Genomic DNA, 20,143 nt, shown 5'->3' with positions numbered 1-20,143 from the left:
GCTCTCTTTCGATTAAAGACTATTCAAAGACGCCGGTGCTTTTGATCATATCGGATAGTTCCTCTAATGAAACACGTTCAACTTTATGAGAACTATATTCTTGAATTGGCGCCGGTACGCCCCCCTCATAAGCAGCAACATAGTCGAAGTAGACATTTCTTATAATATACATATCAGGCAATTCAATTGCGATTTTAGACTCTTCAATCGTCATGAGTTCTTCATACATCTTCTCTCCTGGGCGTAGGCCTATACTTTCTACTTTTATTTCTTCTTCTCCACACAATCCTAAATTATTGGCCATCTTAGCTATTACAACATTTGCCAAATCGCTTAAACGAACAACTGGCATTTTTAGAACAAATATCTCTCCACCTTGAGCAAAACTCATGGCCTTCAATGTTAATTCCGTGGCTTGTTTCAATGTCATCATAAATCTGCTCATATTCGGATCTGTAATCGTTATCGCCCTTCTACTTTCAATCTGTGATTTAAAAAGGGGGATAACCGATCCTCTAGATCCCATAACATTTCCGAACCGTACCGCAGCAAATATAGTCCCGCGAGACCCTCTCGAGTATTGTGCAGATGCCACTAATCGTTCCGCCATTAATTTTGAAGCGCCGTATGTATTGGTCGGTGCAATCGCTTTATCTGTGCTTGTGAATATTACTTTCTTTACACCTGCCGCTAAGGATGCTTGGATAACATTTTGTGTGCCAATAATATTGGTTTGAACAGCTTCAAATGGGTTATATTCGCACGAAGGAACATGCTTCATTGCAGCTGCATGAAATACATAATCAATATCCTGCATCGCTCTTTGCACACGCTCTGCATCTCTAACGTCGCCTATTAAATAACGAATATTTGTATACTCGGAATACTGTTGCTGTAACTTAAATTGTTTGTACTCATCCCGACTTAATATTCTAATAACGTCGGGCCGATCCAACAACATGGTCTGTAGTAGGCTCTTCCCAATTGTACCTGTGCCTCCGATAATTAGTATCTTCTTACCTCTATAATAACCGTCCATACCTTTATGCCCTCCTGATCTACCTTGGCTTTTTTTGCTGGATGAGTTTATTCATTAAAGCTAGCTCAGGATGGATTTGAAAATATTTAACAATATCAAAAAGTCCAAAATGCTGTTTACACGGATATAATTTCTCGAAAATATGTTTGATCAGGTTATAATCGTCCACTGTATCTAAAGTTAATCGGTATTCGGGGTGTCTCAGATAAACAGGTGCTTCCACATTAGAGAGTTTATACTTTTCAGGTCGCTCATAAATATACAAAGAAACATGCTCACGATCAGCAGCATCTTGGGTAATTTTATTAATTTCGGATAATGTCTTTGTTCTGAAAATTTCCGCGCCGAATCCGAGTGGATACGTTCTGATCAAATCATTACCGACATAGTCCAAGTAAGGATGCTCAAGCATTCTTCCGATAACTGTATCAATTGTTTCCGCGTCAATAAGCGGGCAATCGCTCGTCACTTGTACAATATAATCCGTATCAATTGCTTCAGCAGCCTCTACGGTGCGTGCAAGAACATCCTCTTCACTTCCGCGGTAAAATAGTACGTTTTGAGCTGCTGCGGTTTGTTCAATAACATCGTCTTCATTATTGGTTGTAGTTGCAATTACGATGTTTTGAATAAATTTCGATTGTCTGAGACGTTCTATTAACCTAACTAATGCCGGCTGACCATATAAATCCATCATAACTTTACCAGGTAATCGTGATGAGGTCATTCGAGTGGCTACAATAGCATTTATTTTCATATTTTTGCTCCACTTCAAGATAGACTAACCTAATGTTTGGATAAATAATTCAAAATACTTCTAAAGTCTAACGTGTTCTCTAGTACATCATCATTAAATTCGATGCCAAACTCTTGTTCCAGGGATAAAATCAGTGTCATATGATTTATAGAATCCCATGCATCTATTGTGTCCGGAGACGAGTCTTCATTAATTGCCGCAATATTCAAACCAAACACTTTGCTCATTACTTCTTTGATTCTTTGTTCCATGATCTATTCCTCCGTAATCTTAATATAAGATATATTTTCCACTTTTCTCTTAGGCTTGATTAATCCATATACTTTTTCATCATCAATAGTTTTTTCTAAGTCAAAGCCAATTCTATCCCAAAAATCTGAAACTTGCTGATTTTTTTTCGTAGGTACATAGCTTGCTTCCCATGTTTTTATTCCAAACATCTGCTCAATATCATTCATGCACTGATGGATAAATGCAAGTTCGACATTCCTTCCAAGTACTCTGCAACTTAACAAATAGGTGTCAATATATCCAATATTCTGTGATAACTTCGCAATGAATACGCCTGTCAAGCCATAATCGCCAAATTTATCTTGAACTCTAAGTGAGTATACACAGTTTGGATATTCCGTTAAATTCTTGATTTCCTCTTCAGAGTACCTTCTGGTCGAAACGTTGAACTGGTTTGTTTTTTGTGTTAATTGTGCAATTCGTTGTATCTCATTCGTTTTTGCAGGATGAATTATTGCCTGTAGCTCTAGTGAAGACAAGAACTGTTCTAAGTTGCTATATTTAGATTGCTCTGATTTTCTTGCAGTCTCGTCTTGATACATTTTCGTGCGATCCTGATCTTCTTGACTTGCCGTAATCTTGTCAAACAATCCTTCCTTATAGAGAATATTCGGATATTCATACAGTTTCTCAGGAACTTGGAGCACCCTAACTTCTGGAAGTAATCGTCTTACTATTTCACATTCCATCGGATTGTCGTCAACAAATACAATACTATCCTCACCAATATTGAGTTGCTTAATAATGGATGCAATATTCTCGTCTTTCTGATTCCAGTTTATCCGCCACACTGCCAAATCTGACTTTTTTATCAAACAATCCGGGTGAGAACTTAGTACCTCCCAAACATCTTCTTCATTGTTCTTACTTACTAGCCCTACCATTACACCGCGTTTAATTAGATTTAACACACTTTTTTGGAAGTCATAATATGCCTTTCCCGGATAATGATTGCTGTCTAATTTGATTCCTTCTATTCCGTCTTCCCCGACAACTCCACCCCAAAGTGTATTGTCACAATCAAGCAAAATACATTTCTTGGTTTTTCCTTTAAGCGCTCTGACGATTTTCGTTATCTCTAAAGCGTATAAGCTTTGAAAGCTGCTTTTAAAGGGAGCCTTGGAAGTATACCAATATCGATAATCTATGCTTTCCTGCTCACCTATTTGACGGATCATGTGCTCCCAGTCCATGAGGAAAAAGCGCGAGCTATGCTCTACCGCATAATCACGCACAAATTGATTTAATAATAACATTTGATGATAGCGGTCTTGAACACTTCGAATAAGTCCGGCTTCATTATAAAAAGGAGGAATAAAAGTATTGATTGCAAGCAAGGATTTAGTTTTGGTGGCAATAAGTTCATATAGGGACTTTAATGACTTTTTTGTCTCCTCATAATTCCAACCCTCACGGTTATAGCTCATATCAAATGTTTCGAGCATCAACGAAAGCACAACGACATCCGGGTTAGTTGTATGAAGGCTTGAACCATCATCCAGTATCTCTTGTGTTATATTATCGTAAGTTCCGTATACTATATTAGGCCTTATTTTTTCATTTAGTAAATAGTACTTTAGAAACGGATCAATTCTATCTACCGTAAAATTTTTCAAAAAATAAATATTACCATATGCTTCAAAAGTAGAGGCATTATTCTCCATTTGGCGAATTTGTGACATAAAATCTGCTAAGTTTGAAACTTTGAGCATCAACAAATGTCTCCCTGCATTACTTATTTTTCACTACAATCGCAGCATAACTTAAATTTGCTTTCTCGCTATCCCATTGGTCTTTTGGAGTATTATCATTACATATTATGACTTCATCCATAATTTCCAAATTACTGCTATAAAAGAGTTGTCGGATCTCTTCAATATTATTAAATAAATAGATGTGATCGATAACCGGTGCATTAGCGCATGTTGATATATAGGCTTTTCCGTCTTTCTTCAACATTTTTGCAATTTTATTCACAAGCAATTCCGGTTTCTCTACATGCTCTAATACTTCTCCCATAGTGACAAAGTCAATCGAGCCATCAAACTCGTCAACTTCCAGCACATCTTTAAGCATAAAATTAACTTGTTTATTTGACGCTACATCATTTACGACATCCTTTGCCATAGCAAGTGAAGTCTCACTAATGTCAACTCCCCAATATTCAGAGAAATTACCTGAAATTATAGCATTTTTAAAAAACATCCCATGACCTACACCAATTTCCAAATACTTGTCTAATTGGACAGAACAGATATGCTTTAACCAAAACGAAAACATGTCATGATGATTTTTCCAAAGCATTTGAGATACGCCCACACCGATCATATATTTTTCCATATACCCCTCATTAGAATAAACATTCTTATAAGTGTCTTCTAGCTTGTCAAATCTATATCGGCCATTCCGTTTAAAATAAATTTGTTCCCTTAGAACCTCTTTGCACATCCACGAATAATTTTGTGCTATTTCCCCAATTGTATAATTATTTTTCTTCAAATAACTTATATAATCATCCGCAAAGTTATTCATCCCCTGTTTTTCTTCAGAGCTTAGTTGTGTAAAATATTGGTCTAAACTCTTCTTTTGTAGTGGATTAATAGCAGATACTTCTTGAATTAATTGATCAAGTAAACTTGAATTATTCATGTACAAATTCCTTTCTGAATTTAAATTCCGACTCCATTAATCCGATCAAATAAGTATCATGATACTTCCCGTTTTTATAGACTTCAGATCTCATAACACCTTCGATTTCAAAACCATAAAACTTACACATAGCTTCAGCAAACTCCTTAACTATAGAGCCCCCATAAACTCTATACAAGTTCAATGAATAGAATGCATGCTGTAAAATCAATTTATTAGATTCAAAAAAATATTTAACATTTCTTGTTGATTTCTCAGCGATTATTGTTGATATTTCAGCTTTTCTATTAATATAATCAATCGGATACAAACCAACACAACCCAGCAACGGACCACCATTAGTATCATAGATACCTAACTGCAGTCGGTCCCTAGAGCCCTTGATATGGTTTTTCCAATAATCCATTTGTTCAGCTTTTGTATTTGGATAATAATGTTTTTGCATATATTTCGTTGTTTCTTCATCATTAAACCAATCATACCAGTCACTATTTTCAACATCACTTTCATTTAACGCTTTTAAAGCCACATACTTCCCTTGGAGAAAAACGTCTTTGTCTCTTTTCACGCCTTTTAATTTCCTCCTTAATGACCTTTTTTACAAACTATTTATTAAGAAAGCTTAAAAATTGGCATACTCTGTGGGTTGACTCACCATCAGACCAAATGAATTGGTTTAATATCTTGTCTAAATTAGAAGTGGTATTGTCCAAATCGATAAATTTCAGGACATCATGCAGCTTCTCATAATTGTTTATTAAACTAGATATACCTAGTTTATTAGTAATACATCCGTCTGGTTTAAGAATATTCGGCTGATAGCTTATTACAACTTTCCCCATTAGCGCTGCATGCAAGAGTCCAATTGTAGCCATTCCTATGATAATATCAAAATTTTCAATTAAATCACTTAACTCTCCCTTTTCTTCTAAGAATGCATAGTTTTTAATTAATGTTGGATCTTCTTTTGGATGAAATTTTATAGCTAATTCATAGTTCGGCAATATATCCATAATAGAAATTAAATCATTAATTACTTTGTGTTCTGTATATCCATACATGTCCCCATATACTAATGATATTGGTTGAGAAAGGAACAGTATCTTCCTTTTATCTCCTTTATCATTTTTTTTACTCATCCCTTTATAATATTTGATAAATTGGTCTAATCCAGGATGTCCTAGTACCTTAATAATATTTTTAGGCACCTCTTCATTTACAGCCTCGCTTTGCGCAATATCATCCATTACTATATAATAATCAGGAAATATCGTTCTTTCATCCGCTTGATTAAACCTTGAATAATAGCTTGACCAATAATCTAATATTGCTACAGTGACTATCCCAGATTGTTTACAAAGTTCTATTGCTTGTAGTTCAATATCATTTCCCCAACTTGTACCTGTCACAAGCAAAGAAAGTGAGTTTTTCTCAATTTTTTGATTAAGAAGTTTAATTACTGATTCCTGTTTTTGTCCGTTAAGAGGGTTTAACTTTGCAGCTGGACCTACACAGTAATAATTAACATTCTCTTTTCCGTTGGCAACAAAATATTTATAAACTGGATTAATGACATCAAAACCACCAGGATCATGGCATAGGAGTATAATTTCTTTCATAATGAGCCAATCTCCCTCTTTCATTCCAAACCTTTTGAATCGCTTCTATAAACGCCTCAATATCGTACGATTCATACGGTAACCTACATAAATCTGCAATCAATAATGTTTCGAAATACATTTTCTCCGTTACAGCACATATTCCTCGCTCATACTGTTGTACAGGTTTTTCTATAAGAGAGAACGGATAGTTTGTATGATTGAAAACTTTTTTGTGCTGATACATAGGGAGGAGATATATTGGTTTTTGATAGCCAGTACCAAGTGGAAAGCCCTCTGCATTCATCGCATCCGAAAATGTTTTTCTCGATATACCCCACACTTGATTAATGAATTGAATTGGATATGCATAATAGGTGTGCTCAAAACCTTGCGGGATATGAACCCCTTTCAAACCCTCAAATAATTGCAGACCACTCGTAATTTGTTCCCCCAATATTCTCCGCAAATTCAACAAATGATCCATTTTTTTTAATTGTTCTATGCCAATCGCTGCATGCAACTCACTCATCCGGTAATTATTTCCTAGAGTAATGGTTTCGTAATCCTTCTCGTCATCTACAACCATTTCACCATGATTACGATGCAACCGACAACGACGTGCTAATTTCTCATCTCTAGTTAAAAGAATGCCGCCTTCCCCACTATGGATAATTTTGTGATAGTTTAAACTAAATACTCCGATATCTCCTACTGTACCGGAATACCTGTTATTTATTTTTGCACCGGGGGCTTGAGCATTATCTTCAATTACGTAAAGGTTATGCTTTCGTGCTATAGAAATAATTTCGTCCAGCATTGCAGCCAGACCAAATAAATTGGTAACAATGATCCCCTTAGTACGAGGTGTTATCCATTTTTCAATTTCTTTTGGATTTAAGTTATATGTATGCTCATCAATATCAACAAAAATAGGCACAGCGCCATTCATCAAAATAGCACTAGCTGTGGCAACCATAGAATAAGGGGTAACTAGTACTTCATCTCCGGGACCGATCTCACAAGCGGCAACAGCGGTGTGCAACGCAGAAGTTGCAGAATTAACTGAAATGGCAAATTCAGTTCCAAATTTTGTCGAAAAACAGTTCTCTATTTCTTGAACCTTAGGACCTCCTAAGAAGCCTTCTCCTGACCGGCCAAGAAACGCAGAAACAATTCCTGATTTCATCACGCCGTTAACCGCATTTATCTCTTCTTCTCCCATTGTATTTACCCAAGGATGCGGTCTATTTCTAATAGGTTTTCCACCAAACAAAGCAAGATCACTCATGATTTTTCCACCTTTTCTAATGAACCCTTATTAATAAATGACTTCATTAATGCTTCCGCAACCATTAATGGGTAAATTCCATCAGATTCGTTAGCCACAGGCTTTTCATTGTATAATAATATATCGGCTATATGACACATAGCATTTTTCAGGTTTGAATCTTTCAGTAAATTAGATTGTGTTGTTTCTTTCTGAAGACTTTTCCACCCCTCAAATAATGGATGATCTCCTGTTCTATAATAGTTTACTTCGTTACCGCTGTTCATGATTTCAACTTTCCCATATTCAAAATATATATCAATTTCAAACATATAGTAGTTTTGATCGTTGAAGGCCTCTGCATAACCAATAATATTAGAGTTAACACGAAAGTGGAACGTGAACGAATATTCACCTTCTTCCTCTGCGCTTGTTGTAATTTTCTCCAACACTCTTACCTCTTCTATATCTCCAAGCATAAATCTTATGAGATCAAATAAATGCGAACCAGTATTAAAGATTCCTCGAGTATATCTAATATGAATTTTGATTGGTCTCCCATATACGTTATCAATAATGCATTCGCGAACCTTTTGCATCCCCTGGTTCCAACGACGTGAAAAATTAGGGATCAGTATTGTATCTGTTTGATTTATTAAAGAGATCAGTTTCTTTGCATTTACAAAAGAACTTTCGATAGGTTTTTCACAGAAAATAATTTTAGGACTACTGTATTCCAATATTTTTTGGATTAAATGATATCTATTATAAGGAGGTGTGCAGACACTCACCACATCTATTGCGTGATCATAAAATAATTGTTCTACTTTCGGATAAAACTTTGCCGAGGGAACAAATTTTTCTAATATGAGTTCTTTTTCAACCAAGGGATCTACAGCACCCACCAAATTGTAGTTATCATTTAGATGATAGGCTAATGTATGACTCGATGGTTTTTCTCTATTTGATTCTAAGTCATACAATAAACCGATTTTCCCCAACCCAATAACAGCACAATTAATTTTTCTATTCATAAATTCACTCACTTTTTTTGTGAATTTTGTAGAATTCATTAGCTTTGTGGCTTCTCCAATAAAAACATTTGATCAACATGCTTCTCTTTGGTCAGATAAGGATACTTTTGTTCTTTTATCAATTTCAAATCAGGAAACAGCTTCAAATATAAGTCAACAAAATTTGTTCTCCATAATTTACCTTCATGACCTCTATAATTAATTTCTTCATATTCTCCAGAGTAATATTCAAAGCCCCATATATAACGCTTGCTTGTCCGGTATATTTCTTGAAGCGCTTTGTTAATATCATCAGGAGCAACATGGATCAAAACTCCACAAGTATAAACTAAATCAAAATAACTATCCTTGTAAGGGATATCGAAAGCTGACCCTTGGATAATATTGATTCTTTGAGACAGTCCCTTCGATTTCTCAACGGCATAAGACTGCAGTTCTATGCCATACAAATGTTCATAGCCATTGGACTGTAAGTGCAATAATTGATTTCCCGTGTTGCATCCCACCTCCAGTATGCGGTTAATAGATTGGCTATCCAAAAAACTCTTGTTCATATCGGTTCGGGAAATACCATATTGCTCTACATATAGCAGATCTATCTCTTTTGGTGTAAAAGTACTGCGTTCCGTATACTCTTGTCCAAACTTTCCTTGCCAGAATTCCATCTGTTCAGTAACCACTCAACTCATTCTCCTTTTTTTACAAGCGATTGATTTTCTTTCATTTCCTCAATAGTCATGGAAATAATGGTTTGCAATTTTAGAAACATATCTTCAATTGATACAAACGCTTCTTGTACCGAATACAAATATTGACTAAAAGCCTCTAAAGTAATCATAGCTTTTTCCTGAACATCCCAGTTTTCTCTAACCACTTGTGCTTGTCTAGCAAGTATTTCATGTTCTGCTTTTACCATCGGCCTAACGTAAACATTAAAGAAATCATTAGCGGTAAGTCTTTTAAAAGCATCGTCTAATTTTGGAAATAACTTGGCAAGTTGATTTAGTTCATTAAATTTATTTAAGGTATCTAGCTTACGCAATAATTTCACAACCCTATCAAATAGGCCATGAAAACTTTCATACTCTGCCTTCATCCGATTGATCTGCTTTTGCATTAATTCAGTGTCATATTTTGTTTTGGTTCCTTCGTACCAAGCAGCGTCTACTACTTTTTTAAGGAAATGAGTATGCATCACTTCTTCTAAGGCTTGGAATTCAGTTCCTTTGATTTTCGCACCGCCTTTGGTAGTATTTATTACTCTAATACCTGGCATATTCTCTATATAGTGTTCCATTTGATGTCTAGCCAAGTTATGTCCATAATGCGATTGGACCTGCTCACCTTCAACACCATCGACAAGAATTAGTGTTTCTTTCTCTGCTTCAGATAATTGCTCACTCTCCCGATACGAGTATTCAATCCCTTTAGCATAGAACTGATCGTTTCTGTACCCAAAATTTTGCCCTACCAACACAATTAGTTCTGCCCCCAATTTGTACATCAACTCCACGGTGACCGTAGCGATACTTGGCGCATCAGAGACTATCTCACCCGGTTCCAATTTTAAATAATATGACGATACAGGATCTTGATTTGTAATCATGTATAACATAGGACCAGGGTATAATTGTACAGTCTTGTAGCCTACGCTCGTACCGAATATCATCGGTATTTCCAATTTATCCTCAATAATTTCTTCAAAAACAAGATGATTATTAGTATTAGGATCGTATGTTGTTACTGCATCCGGAAAAATACCATTCTTAATCAATGCTCTATTAGCTGATCCAATTGAGATAATATAAGCTAGTCCTTCATTTTTAATCTTTTTCAGATTGTCTATTTCATCTTCAAGGGAGGGTCCCGCCGCTACCATTACAATTGGTTTACCTGAAAATATGTGTTTCTTCTCTCGGAATATATTTTGAGTTTCCAAAACCTTAGTGAAGTTGTAAAGACTATTAACTGTCCATAACCGTTCATACATCTTAGTGGCAGACTGAATGCTATACTTTTTGAGAAGTGAATTTCTAAAATTTTGCAGAAACGATTTCGTTTGTTCCGCGAACAATCGTTCATAGACCGGATGAACAATAATAAGAACGTTTTTTAGCATCAAACTAACCATTTGTTCAATCGCTAAAGTTTTAAATGGTTCCATGAACTCTACAAAGAAATTTTTTAAGTTTTTCGTAGGAAAGCTATCCAGCTTTCTAGAACAAATCAATTGGTAAAATACATTTACGTCCGGTTCATAAAGCGAATAGCTTCTATCTGGATAACGTTCCATCAATGTCTCAATGTGATATCCAAGCCCAACTCCATAGAAAAATATATGTTCATAACTATCCATATTCTCTTCATACTTTTGCATCCAACGTTCTGCTTCTTCAACAGGATTATATTTGCTGTGAATATAGTTCTCTTTGCCATCTAACGTGATTGTTAAACAAGGGTTCCCTGCTTTACTGGCTGAAACAGCATAATCAGTGGTGTTCACCTCGTCTTCTACTGCTTTAAAAAATTTCCAAAGATTTGGCTGTCTTTTTTTCAAATACGCCACATTATCAATTAGTATCATATTCTTTAACCTCATTCTTTATAGCATCAAGACTTGTCTGAAGATTTTCGAATAACGGCATAAATTCATAAATAATCATGTCCGCGATCAAAACCGTATCTTGGTTTAACAAGGACTCCTGAAAATCAACTAATCTGGCTTGCAAGTCATTTCTTATTGTATCAATATTAGTATCTTCTGTGAACACTTGACTCAATGTTCCCAGTATAGTGTCAAACCAACCGATGGCCTCCAAAAAATGATCCAAGCGAGCCCAAGTTTCTTTATCAGGATTTTGATAAAACCGGTCTGCCAACTGGTTCATTGAAGGTAATGCTCGTGCAAGGTAATCTGTACCTTCACTTACCAGAGAACTAACCATTTCTTTGTGATCTACCGTAACTATTTCAATACGGTCAACAGTCTCTATATGTTCTAAAATATAATCATCTAACGGTACATGTACCTCTTGTTCATCCACTACAATACTTTGGACATATAAACTGTGAGTTGAAACTGATGATTCAATTGTTTGCAGGATGGAAGGGATTTCTTCCGTGTTATTTTCAAATTCATATTGCTTTCCTATCAGTTCCAAAATCATACGCAATAACCCCCATCAAAGTATACTGTTCTACTTTATTATCGGCTTTGTCTTTGTCTTTTTGTAGGGAGAATATTAACAGACCCTGATTGATTTCTCGATCAGGGTCTGTTAATCGAAATAAACTACCTTATTAAGAGAAGAACTTGCATAGATTGTAGATTAGCCTTTGCCAGTATAGTACCAGCACCATTGGAAAGAATGCTGCTTTTGGCGTAGGACATCGTCTCTCTTGCCATATCAACATCCCGAATTCGTGATTCGGATGCAGTCAAATTCTCAGAGAATATACTTAGATCGTAAATTGTATTCTCCAAACGGTTCTGTATAGCTCCGAGCTTTGCACGTTCATCCGATATTCGATCCATAGCATTATCGATTACTGACGTAGCCCAACGAGCCTGTGAGGATGTGCTGATATCAATGTTTGTCAACCGTAACGAGCCCGTGTCGGCACTATTCACATCGATAGAATCGGTTATCCATTGGTTCGCTCCAACCTGTACAAGCACGGACGAGTCTCTTGAAGAATCTTGTGCCTGTCGTACTATATGGAATTGCCCAAGCGGACGATTGAACCCACCTACAGGAGTGGAATCTGTAAAGGATTGCTGAGCGGAAAGAGAAAGGTTGCTTAAATCGTACTGGGCACCCTTTTTTCCTTCGATACTGATAGTTCCTTTCATCAGATCCAATCCAACTGAAGCTCCATTAAACGCTTCAACTGATCGCATAAGGGCCATGAGATCCCCCACTGTCGTATCTTGCTTCACTTCCACAGAAGTGCTGAAGCCTTTTCCGTCCTGAGTACCATTAAAGGTAATGATGTTACCTACGGTCAATCCAAGATTGTTGTGATCGCGATCAGTTAAGTCTAACAGCAACGTGTTGCCGGCAAGAGAACGATTCTGTGCGTCTATACCTGTCGTTCGAACATTTGTCGGTGTTGTTCCAAGAATAGCTTTAAGCGTCCCACCTGCGGCCACTGAACTATCGAACATTGTACTGACACCTGAAGCACCTGTAATAGAACTGATTGAAAACTTCGATGTCGCAGTTAAAGTATTCAATAGCAAGGTCTCGATCGCTCCGCTGACGTGTAAAACCACTTGTAGTGCGCCTATACCAAACGCTTTATCCAGTTCTGCCTGTAAACCTTTCACGACTGCATCACGTGTAGTTAGTCCTGATCCTATATTAGTAGCTCTTTCAATATTAGGTTGGTCCAATAAATTGATCATAGCCGATCTGTTGCCCAGAACAACTGTAAGCTTGTATTGATCTGGGTTATTCGCAACACCACTTATATTTATTCCGGCAGCTATATCATTAGTACCTAAGATACCTCCAACTACAGCACCGAAGCCTAAAACCCCTAAAGCACTTTGATCGGAAGCATCGGGTGCTAGCACAGCAACAGAAGATGCCGATCCGGTGGTCACAGACTCAAATTCAATTTTGTTATCGACTGTAAGTCGAGCTTGAACCTTTCCAGTAACAACAGCATCACTACCAATTTGATTATTAATCTCATTAACAAGATCGCTTTTTGTAGCATAGAGCTTAGATGATAGTGTTATTGTTCTCAGTTCACCGCCATCTACCGCCAGCCGGAATTGATCGTTAACTCCATAAGCAATGTTGATGCCCTTTGCAAATCCCATAATGCTATTAACACCATTAGCTGTGATCGTAGAACCAGAATGAATGATCCCGCCGGAAGTACTAGCGGCTAGTCCGAATAAATTGCTTAACCCAGCTGATAAAGTCACGTTAAACGAGTTGGTCTTAACAGTTGATGTTAACCCTAACTTTCCTGCTCTATCATCTACTTTTACAACACCGCCTCCAAATGCGCCATCCAATTGATTCTGAATTTCACTCTTCAGTGTGATTAATGTATAGCTGGTATTATTATTCAAAGTGACCGTTGCGCTTCCACTGCCCAGATTCACAACAAATTGCCCAGAAGCTGCACCGTTTGTAATATTGATGCCGTTACTCATATCGAGTGCCCCTGCAATCTTATCCTGATATCCTCTGAATCCCATCGCAGAAAGTGCAGAACGGTTGTACGCGCCGGATCCGAATGAAAACTGAGTTTGGTCTCCTGCTTCCTTCGTTGTAACTTTAAGCTTACCATCTTCTACGGATACTTGTACCTGATTCTTTTCAACAAAAAAACCGGAAGCCTTCAAAGACGAATTAATCGCTTCTTCTACAGCATTGGCAAATTGATCCTGTGTGTATCCGCTTCCTGTACTGGCTGCAAGAAACGCGCCTGAAACAGTTGTTGTACCGTTAATATTAAATGAAAAGTTGTCATTCACACCGGTTACAATGGCAATTTTCTCATCCAGAGCATTAAACGCGGTTTCCGAATATCCATAACCGGTAATCGTCTGCAATGAGCCTCTTTCCGTAATTGCACTGCCGCCTATCGCTTTACCGGCCAAACCCATAAGATCGGCTGCATCAACCACATTGGAAACAGCCTTGGTTCCTTGTAATTCTTTGGCCGCGGTCAGACTGCCGTTTAATAGTTTCTTAGTATTGTATTCGGTCGTATATGCGACACGGTCAATTTCCGCTTTAAGCTGCTGCACTTCCTTCTGCAACTGCTGCCGATCGGAATCAGTATAAGAGTCATTAGACGCCTGCACCGCAAGCTCTCGCATACGTCCTAAAATATTATGGGTTGTACTTAAAGCGGCCTCAGCAGTCTGAATAAGCGATATGCCATCCTGCGCATTTCTTGATGCTTGATCTAATCCGCGAATTTGACCTCGCATTTTCTCGGAAATTGCCAATCCTGCAGCATCATCTCCAGCACGGTTAATACGCAGTCCGGAGGATAGCTTCTCAACGGACTTGTACATGGTCGTGTTATTATCCGTTAACTGTCGATGCGTATTAATTGCCGACATATTATGATTAATTCTCACATAATCCCCCCCTTCATTCAATCAGCCCATTGGAATTTAAACTGCCCTTAGGCTCATAAAAGAAAAGACTCTAGATTTACTAGAGTCTTTTCCATGATGAAAAGGATGATTATCTGAGCAATTGCAGTACGCCTTGTGGCTGTTGGTTCGCTTGCGCCAACATCGCTTGGGCTGCTTGGGAAAGAATATTGTTCTTCGTGAAGTCCATCATTTCTTTCGCCATGTCTACATCGCGGATACGGGATTCGGAAGCAGTCAAGTTTTCCGAAGATGTTCCCAAGTTGTTGATTGTGTATTCCAAACGGTTTTGGATAGCACCAAGCTTAGAGCGTTCTTGAGAAACAACTTCAAGTGCATTGTTCACTACGCTGATAGCGGACTGTGCACCGTCTTTTGTGCTTACATCAATGTTGGAAATTTTCAATGAAGAGGCGCTGACGTTGTTGATGTCAACAGCTACAGTTTGACCTTGATTTGCACCGATTTGCATCGACAAGGAAGCATCACTTGCAGCATCTTGTGCTTTTTGCGTTACCTTGAAGTCTCCGAATGTTCTGTTGAAATCACCAATAGCCGTTGTATCAGTAGCGGATTTTTGAGCGGAGAATTTCATGTTGCTGATATCGTACTTCTCTCCGTTTTTACCAACGACATTAATTTGACCTTTTTCAATATCAAGAGCAACAGATGCCCCGGCAAATGCATCGATAGAGCGAACCGCTCCAAGCAAGTCACCAATAGTCGAATTCTCGGTTACTGTAAGACTTGCCTTATACTCTTTGCCGTCTTGAGTTGCTGAAATTGAGATAACATTCCCTTTACTTAAGCCAAGGTTTCTGTTATCGGAATCGGTGATATCTTTCAACAATGAATTAGTAGCAAGTTTATTATCCACTGCATCCTTACCTGTTGTTGTTACATTCGTTGGGTTTGTACCAGGAGTTGCGACTACTGACGTTGCTCCTAACAATGTGTTTGCTAGATTAACAGTAGCACCCGTTGCCCCGGAAATCGCAAAAACATCTGTCGCAGACTTGGTCGTGAACCTTATTGTATCATTACCTGCTGCATTGGCAATTGTACTTACGTTTACAGCATCTTTGCCAAATGCTTTATCCAGTTCGGCTTGTAACGCTTTAACTACGGCATCTTTTGTGCTTGGATTGTTCGCAAAAGTGCCAACATTATTAATATTCGGTTGATCCAAAAGGTTAAGTGTAGCTGTTTTGGCGCCTAATGTAACATTCAACTTAAAGTTAGCGAGATTACTATTATCAATGCTTACACCTGCAGAAATGTTAACACCACTGATATTTCCAGCAGTCGCTCCATAACCAATAGCTCCTAGAGCTGATTGAGCTAGTGTCCCCGGATTGCCTACAGTTACCGATGAACTGGAACCTGTTGCAACAGAAGTAAATACAACTTTTCCACTATCGTCCAGTTTTGCTTGAACTTTACCAGTAAGAGCTGAGGAACTGCCGATTTGGTTGTTAAGTTCATTCACCAAATCTTCTTTAGTTGCATAAAGCTTTGCGGAAAGTGTTAACGTGTCAGTATTGGCGCCGTCAACTGTAAGACTCAATTGGTCATTAACACCTTTAGCTATGTTGATGCCATTGCTATATCCTAGAACTGTATTGGTTCCAGCAGTTTTAACTGTTGAACCCGGATTAATAATTCCCCCCGTGGATCCATTTGCTATATTCAATACAGAACTTGATGCTACACCGGATACTAAGAAAGTGTCAACACGCAAATTACTCTTAAGCTCTATCTTACCACCATTGTTAGTAACAGATGCTACTCCCGTGCCAAATTTCGCATCTAATTGTGCTTGAATATCTGTAACAAGTGTATCAGCATTATAAGCTTTACCAGTAGTGAGTTGAATCGTTTGGGTTACATTTCCTAGTACCACATCAAACGCTCCTGAAGCCGCGCTAGCAAAAGTAACATTCCCTACAGCTGCAGAACTCTTTATAGAATCTTGATTTCCTGCGGTACCAAAAGTGGCTAATGCACTACCAGCGCCTGAAGCCACAGTAATCGCTAGTGTTGTGTCTCTACCTGCTTCTGAAGTTGAAAATCTCAATTTGTTATCAACCACGTCTACTTTCAGACTATGTCTTTCGGTGGCAACCCCCGAAGCTGTAAGAACAGCGTTCGCTGCAGCTTCCACAGCCTTTGCAAATTGATCCTGACTATAGCTGCCTGCTGCAATTGTACCTGAAGAGTGGGTAACACCATTAACCGAGAATGTGAACCTATCATTGATACCTGCTTTAATAACAGTTGTCTCACTCAACTCGTTAAAGGCTGTTTCGGAGTATCCTTTACCTGTAACGGTTTGAACTGCACCGCGCTCAGTAATGGAAGCACCGCCAACTGCCGTTCCTGCGCTTGCAGCAAGATCCTGGACATCAACTTTAGCTGAATTAGCAACCGTTCCTTGCAATGCTTTAGTCGCTGTTAAGCTGCCGTTCAACAATTTCTTAGTATTGAACTCAGTAGTGTAAGCAATACGGTCTACTTCGGATTTCAACTGTTCAACTTCTTTTTGAAGTTGAGCACGATCGGAGTCAGTGGAAGTATCATTCGCAGATTGTACGGAAAGTTCACGCATACGTTGCAAGATGTTATGAGTTGTGCTCATTGCACCTTCAGCTGTTTGAACTAGGGAAATAGCATCTTGAGCATTACGGGAAGCTTGATCCAAACCACGGATTTGGCCGCGCATTTTTTCGGAAATTGCCAAGCCGGCAGCGTCATCGCCTGCACGGTTAATACGGTAACCAGAGGACAATTTCTCTAGGGATTTGTTAGTGCCCGCAGTGTTGTTAGTCAACTGACGGTGAGTGTTCATTGCTGCTAAGTTGTGATTAATTCTCATTGTTTTTTCACTCCTTGAAAGGTTTACCCACATCCATGTGGGGTTGTCTGACATACTATCCGATCAGGTCGGCCGTTCCTGAGCAGAAATAGTGCCTATAGACTATATCGAATATTCGACAATAAAAATTAATAGCATTTTTCAAATTTTTATCTAATTTTATTAGAAAAGACAAAAAAGCCACATTTCTGCGGCTCCGTTGAGTATTAAATAGTTTTTTGTTTCTTTCTGTCCGCAAAATTCGACTAAAAATATTTCCCCAATTATCTCATTCCTTCTTATAAAGCTTATTCAACTTCTCCATATCCAGCGACTGCGAAGATGCCTCTCTGTTATTCTCCTTGATCGCCTCATATATTTCTTTACGGTAAACCTGCACCTTCTTAGGTGCCTGAATACCGAGCTTAACAACGTCGCCCTCTACACCCAGCACAACTAATTCGATCTGATCTCCAATGATGATAGATTCACCTTTTTTTCTAGCAAGAACGAGCATTATATATCTCCCCCTTCCGCGGCAACCTGTTGAGTTAGGATTAGCTTATGCTTAACTGTATAATCAGTACCCTGAAGTACAATTTGTTTGCCTACCTGTTCCTTAATATTAACTATTACAGGTGCAAGCAGATTAATGGTGGCATTCTCCAAATCATCTCGTATGGATATGATGTTCCACACAAGCACATCTTGCTCGGCTTCGATAGACAGCTCATGCTTCGTTTCCTCAGAAATCTCAAACTCATACTCCGGATAGAATACGAAGGGATTTGAGATGATAAAAGCTACTGCCCCCTCTTCCACCGATTGTAAAAACGAAAAGGGCAGCTCCTGGTTAGGCTTTATAATGATAAATTGATTGAGTTGTTCAAAACCTGGAATCCCCTCAGGAAAAGCGATAATTTCCGACTCCTGGATCTCGATCTCACCAAAACGAACTGTACTTATTAACATCTTCAATGATCCCTCCTAAAAATTAAAAAACTATAGATCCTCTGATCTATAGTCTAGTATCAAGTTGCGGCGGAGTAAACTCTATCTTGGCGTAACTTAACATTTGGAAGTCAAATTTACCCCGTTCGTAGTTTATCTCCGGTGGATTTACTTGTACCGTAATCTCAGCTCCGCCTTCTTGAACCTGAATATCCGGTTTCCCCGCGGTGTAGTGGATATCCACATTATCATAAGAAGCCTCTCCCTCAAACTTCATCTCAGGAAAGCTAACTCGTATATTTTGTGCAATTTCAGCGAAAGCATTCCCCGGATTCTTGATCTGCGCCATCCGGTTACCCTCTTCTACTCTTCGGCCAATGCCTTGCAAAGCGATATCTTTTGCCTGAGAATAAATCCGCTGCATTACTTCCAGATTATTAGCCTTACCTAGGGCATCCCATGCTTTACTCTGATCTATATCCAGATCTCCCTTGGGCTGCTTAATATCCATTTGAGCAGCTACTTGCCTAATTTCCTGTGTCGGACGAGGCTGCTTGATCTGGTATTGCCCTAAATCAGCGTCTATGCGGAAGCTTGCATGCTCTTGTCGATATTGAATTTGAGGAACAGGTGACATGTCAGGCCTCCTTTGTCATCATTATCTCAAGAAATCAACCAAAGTAGGCTGTATGATTTTGGCCCCAGTTGACAGCGAAGCTTGATAAACATTCTCCGCAACCTTCAAATTCGTAATAACAGCGGCCATATCCGCATCTTCCGTCTTGGACTGTAGACTCGTCACATTCACATTGATGTCTTTCAGCCTCTCGTCCATAAGCTCGATACGATTCATTTTAGCTCCGATATCCGCACGTACATCCAAAAACTTGTTCATCCGTGAATCAAAATCTCCAATTCCCTTATTAATTGCTTGAAAATCGCCATCGCCTAGAGCCTTAATAAAATCTTGAGTGATTTTAAAGATGTTATCAGTATCCGTCTGCTCACCAAACACCCGGTTTCCAGGTACATTAACTGACATTTTAACACCAACACCAATCTCAAAATCAATGAGTCCTGTATCAGCTTCTTCTGTTACTGCATTCTCCAGTGTGTAAGGCCTAATATTGGTTTGTTCACCATTAAAAACATATTTGCCATTGAATTGACTGTTACCAATATCGACCATTTGCTCATACAATTGGGTAGCTTCTGCTTTCATTGTATCTAACGCAGCCTGAGGATTCGTACCGTTGGAAGCTTTAACTGCCATCTCGCGAAGCTTCTGAATAACGTCTCCTGCTTGACCCATTACCGTGTCTGTAAAAGACATCCAGGAAGTAGCAGAGTTCGTGTTGGTCTGGTACTGCTCATTTGCGGAGATCTCACTGCGGTAACGCATTGAAAAGCTGATACCAACCGGATCATCCGATGGCTTGTTCAATCTACGACCGGTTGACATTTGGTTCTGCAGATTGTCCATGCCCTTCAAGTTATTATTCAAATTGCGCAAGAATTGGGTACCGAGCATCCCTTGAGTAATTCTTTGCATATATACACCTCATATCTT

18 protein-coding genes are annotated in these 20,143 nt (G+C 38.5%); all 18 read right to left on the bottom strand.

From position 1 onward, the window contains the following. Window positions 1-19: 19 nt before the first annotated feature. The 18 genes from ACFQ0C_RS28540 to flgL all read right to left on the bottom strand — a co-directional run bounded on the left by ACFQ0C_RS28540 (window position 20) and on the right by flgL (window position 20,125). Entirely contained in the window at window positions 20-1,039 is a 1,020-nt protein-coding gene (locus ACFQ0C_RS28540) for a UDP-N-acetylglucosamine 4,6-dehydratase family protein (protein WP_379371739.1), read from the bottom strand. 19 nt (window positions 1,040-1,058) lie between these two features. Further along, a complete protein-coding gene (locus ACFQ0C_RS28535) occupies window positions 1,059-1,796 on the bottom strand; it encodes a glycosyltransferase family protein (RefSeq protein ID WP_258213968.1) in 738 nt (245 codons plus the stop codon). A 29-nt stretch (window positions 1,797-1,825) separates the two neighbouring features. After that, window positions 1,826-2,047: an acyl carrier protein gene (locus ACFQ0C_RS28530; protein ID WP_379371736.1), complete on the bottom strand. Its 222-nt coding sequence runs from the start codon at window positions 2,045-2,047 to the stop codon at window positions 1,826-1,828. A 3-nt stretch (window positions 2,048-2,050) separates the two neighbouring features. Then, window positions 2,051-3,799 (bottom strand): HAD-IIIC family phosphatase, encoded by a 1,749-nt coding sequence (locus tag ACFQ0C_RS28525; protein ID WP_379371734.1) that lies wholly within the window; start codon window positions 3,797-3,799, stop codon window positions 2,051-2,053. 19 nt (window positions 3,800-3,818) lie between these two features. Then, window positions 3,819-4,736, bottom strand: coding sequence for a class I SAM-dependent methyltransferase (locus ACFQ0C_RS28520; RefSeq protein ID WP_379371732.1), 918 nt, complete (start codon window positions 4,734-4,736; stop codon window positions 3,819-3,821). Further along, window positions 4,729-5,304 (bottom strand): GNAT family N-acetyltransferase, encoded by a 576-nt coding sequence (locus ACFQ0C_RS28515; RefSeq protein WP_379371730.1) that lies wholly within the window; start codon window positions 5,302-5,304, stop codon window positions 4,729-4,731. The genes ACFQ0C_RS28520 and ACFQ0C_RS28515 overlap by 8 nt, the downstream gene beginning before the upstream one ends. A gap of 37 nt (window positions 5,305-5,341) precedes the next feature. Then, on the bottom strand, window positions 5,342-6,355 hold the full coding sequence (locus ACFQ0C_RS28510; protein WP_379371728.1) for a hypothetical protein: 1,014 nt from the start codon (window positions 6,353-6,355) through the stop codon (window positions 5,342-5,344). Then, window positions 6,327-7,625: a DegT/DnrJ/EryC1/StrS family aminotransferase gene (locus tag ACFQ0C_RS28505; RefSeq protein WP_379371726.1), complete on the bottom strand. Its 1,299-nt coding sequence runs from the start codon at window positions 7,623-7,625 to the stop codon at window positions 6,327-6,329. The genes ACFQ0C_RS28510 and ACFQ0C_RS28505 overlap by 29 nt, the downstream gene beginning before the upstream one ends. Then, entirely contained in the window at window positions 7,622-8,677 is a 1,056-nt protein-coding gene (locus ACFQ0C_RS28500) for a Gfo/Idh/MocA family protein (protein ID WP_379371724.1), read from the bottom strand. Before ACFQ0C_RS28500 ends, ACFQ0C_RS28505 begins: the two co-directional genes overlap by 4 nt. Next, window positions 8,677-9,318 carry a pseudaminic acid biosynthesis-associated methylase gene (locus tag ACFQ0C_RS28495; protein WP_258213960.1) on the bottom strand — a complete coding sequence of 214 codons (642 nt, stop codon included), beginning with the start codon at window positions 9,316-9,318 and terminating at the stop codon, window positions 8,677-8,679. The genes ACFQ0C_RS28500 and ACFQ0C_RS28495 overlap by 1 nt, the downstream gene beginning before the upstream one ends. Window positions 9,319-9,323: 5 nt before the next feature. Next, entirely contained in the window at window positions 9,324-11,222 is a 1,899-nt protein-coding gene (locus tag ACFQ0C_RS28490; protein ID WP_379371722.1) for a motility associated factor glycosyltransferase family protein, read from the bottom strand. Continuing rightward, window positions 11,209-11,805 carry a DUF8042 domain-containing protein gene (locus tag ACFQ0C_RS28485; protein ID WP_379371720.1) on the bottom strand — a complete coding sequence of 199 codons (597 nt, stop codon included), beginning with the start codon at window positions 11,803-11,805 and terminating at the stop codon, window positions 11,209-11,211. Before ACFQ0C_RS28485 ends, ACFQ0C_RS28490 begins: the two co-directional genes overlap by 14 nt. A 125-nt stretch (window positions 11,806-11,930) precedes the next feature. Then, window positions 11,931-14,750 carry a flagellin N-terminal helical domain-containing protein gene (locus tag ACFQ0C_RS28480; RefSeq protein ID WP_379371718.1) on the bottom strand — a complete coding sequence of 940 codons (2,820 nt, stop codon included), beginning with the start codon at window positions 14,748-14,750 and terminating at the stop codon, window positions 11,931-11,933. A gap of 109 nt (window positions 14,751-14,859) precedes the next feature. Next, window positions 14,860-17,643 carry a flagellin N-terminal helical domain-containing protein gene (locus tag ACFQ0C_RS39160; protein ID WP_445324365.1) on the bottom strand — a complete coding sequence of 928 codons (2,784 nt, stop codon included), beginning with the start codon at window positions 17,641-17,643 and terminating at the stop codon, window positions 14,860-14,862. A gap of 268 nt (window positions 17,644-17,911) precedes the next feature. Next, window positions 17,912-18,139 carry a carbon storage regulator CsrA gene (gene csrA, locus ACFQ0C_RS28465; protein ID WP_379371716.1) on the bottom strand — a complete coding sequence of 76 codons (228 nt, stop codon included), beginning with the start codon at window positions 18,137-18,139 and terminating at the stop codon, window positions 17,912-17,914. Beyond that, window positions 18,139-18,594 (bottom strand): flagellar assembly protein FliW, encoded by a 456-nt coding sequence (gene fliW / locus ACFQ0C_RS28460; protein ID WP_379371714.1) that lies wholly within the window; start codon window positions 18,592-18,594, stop codon window positions 18,139-18,141. Before fliW ends, csrA begins: the two co-directional genes overlap by 1 nt. Before the next feature lie 46 nt (window positions 18,595-18,640). Then, entirely contained in the window at window positions 18,641-19,210 is a 570-nt protein-coding gene (locus tag ACFQ0C_RS28455; protein WP_379371712.1) for a DUF6470 family protein, read from the bottom strand. Between the two features lie 21 nt (window positions 19,211-19,231). Next, a complete protein-coding gene (flgL, locus tag ACFQ0C_RS28450) occupies window positions 19,232-20,125 on the bottom strand; it encodes a flagellar hook-associated protein FlgL (protein WP_379371710.1) in 894 nt (297 codons plus the stop codon). Window positions 20,126-20,143 lie beyond the last annotated feature (18 nt).

This window comes from Paenibacillus sp. GCM10027630 (assembly GCF_042676305.1).
Taxonomy (GTDB): domain Bacteria; phylum Bacillota; class Bacilli; order Paenibacillales; family NBRC-103111; genus Paenibacillus_S.
This window is presented reverse-complemented; position numbering and strand designations above follow the sequence as displayed.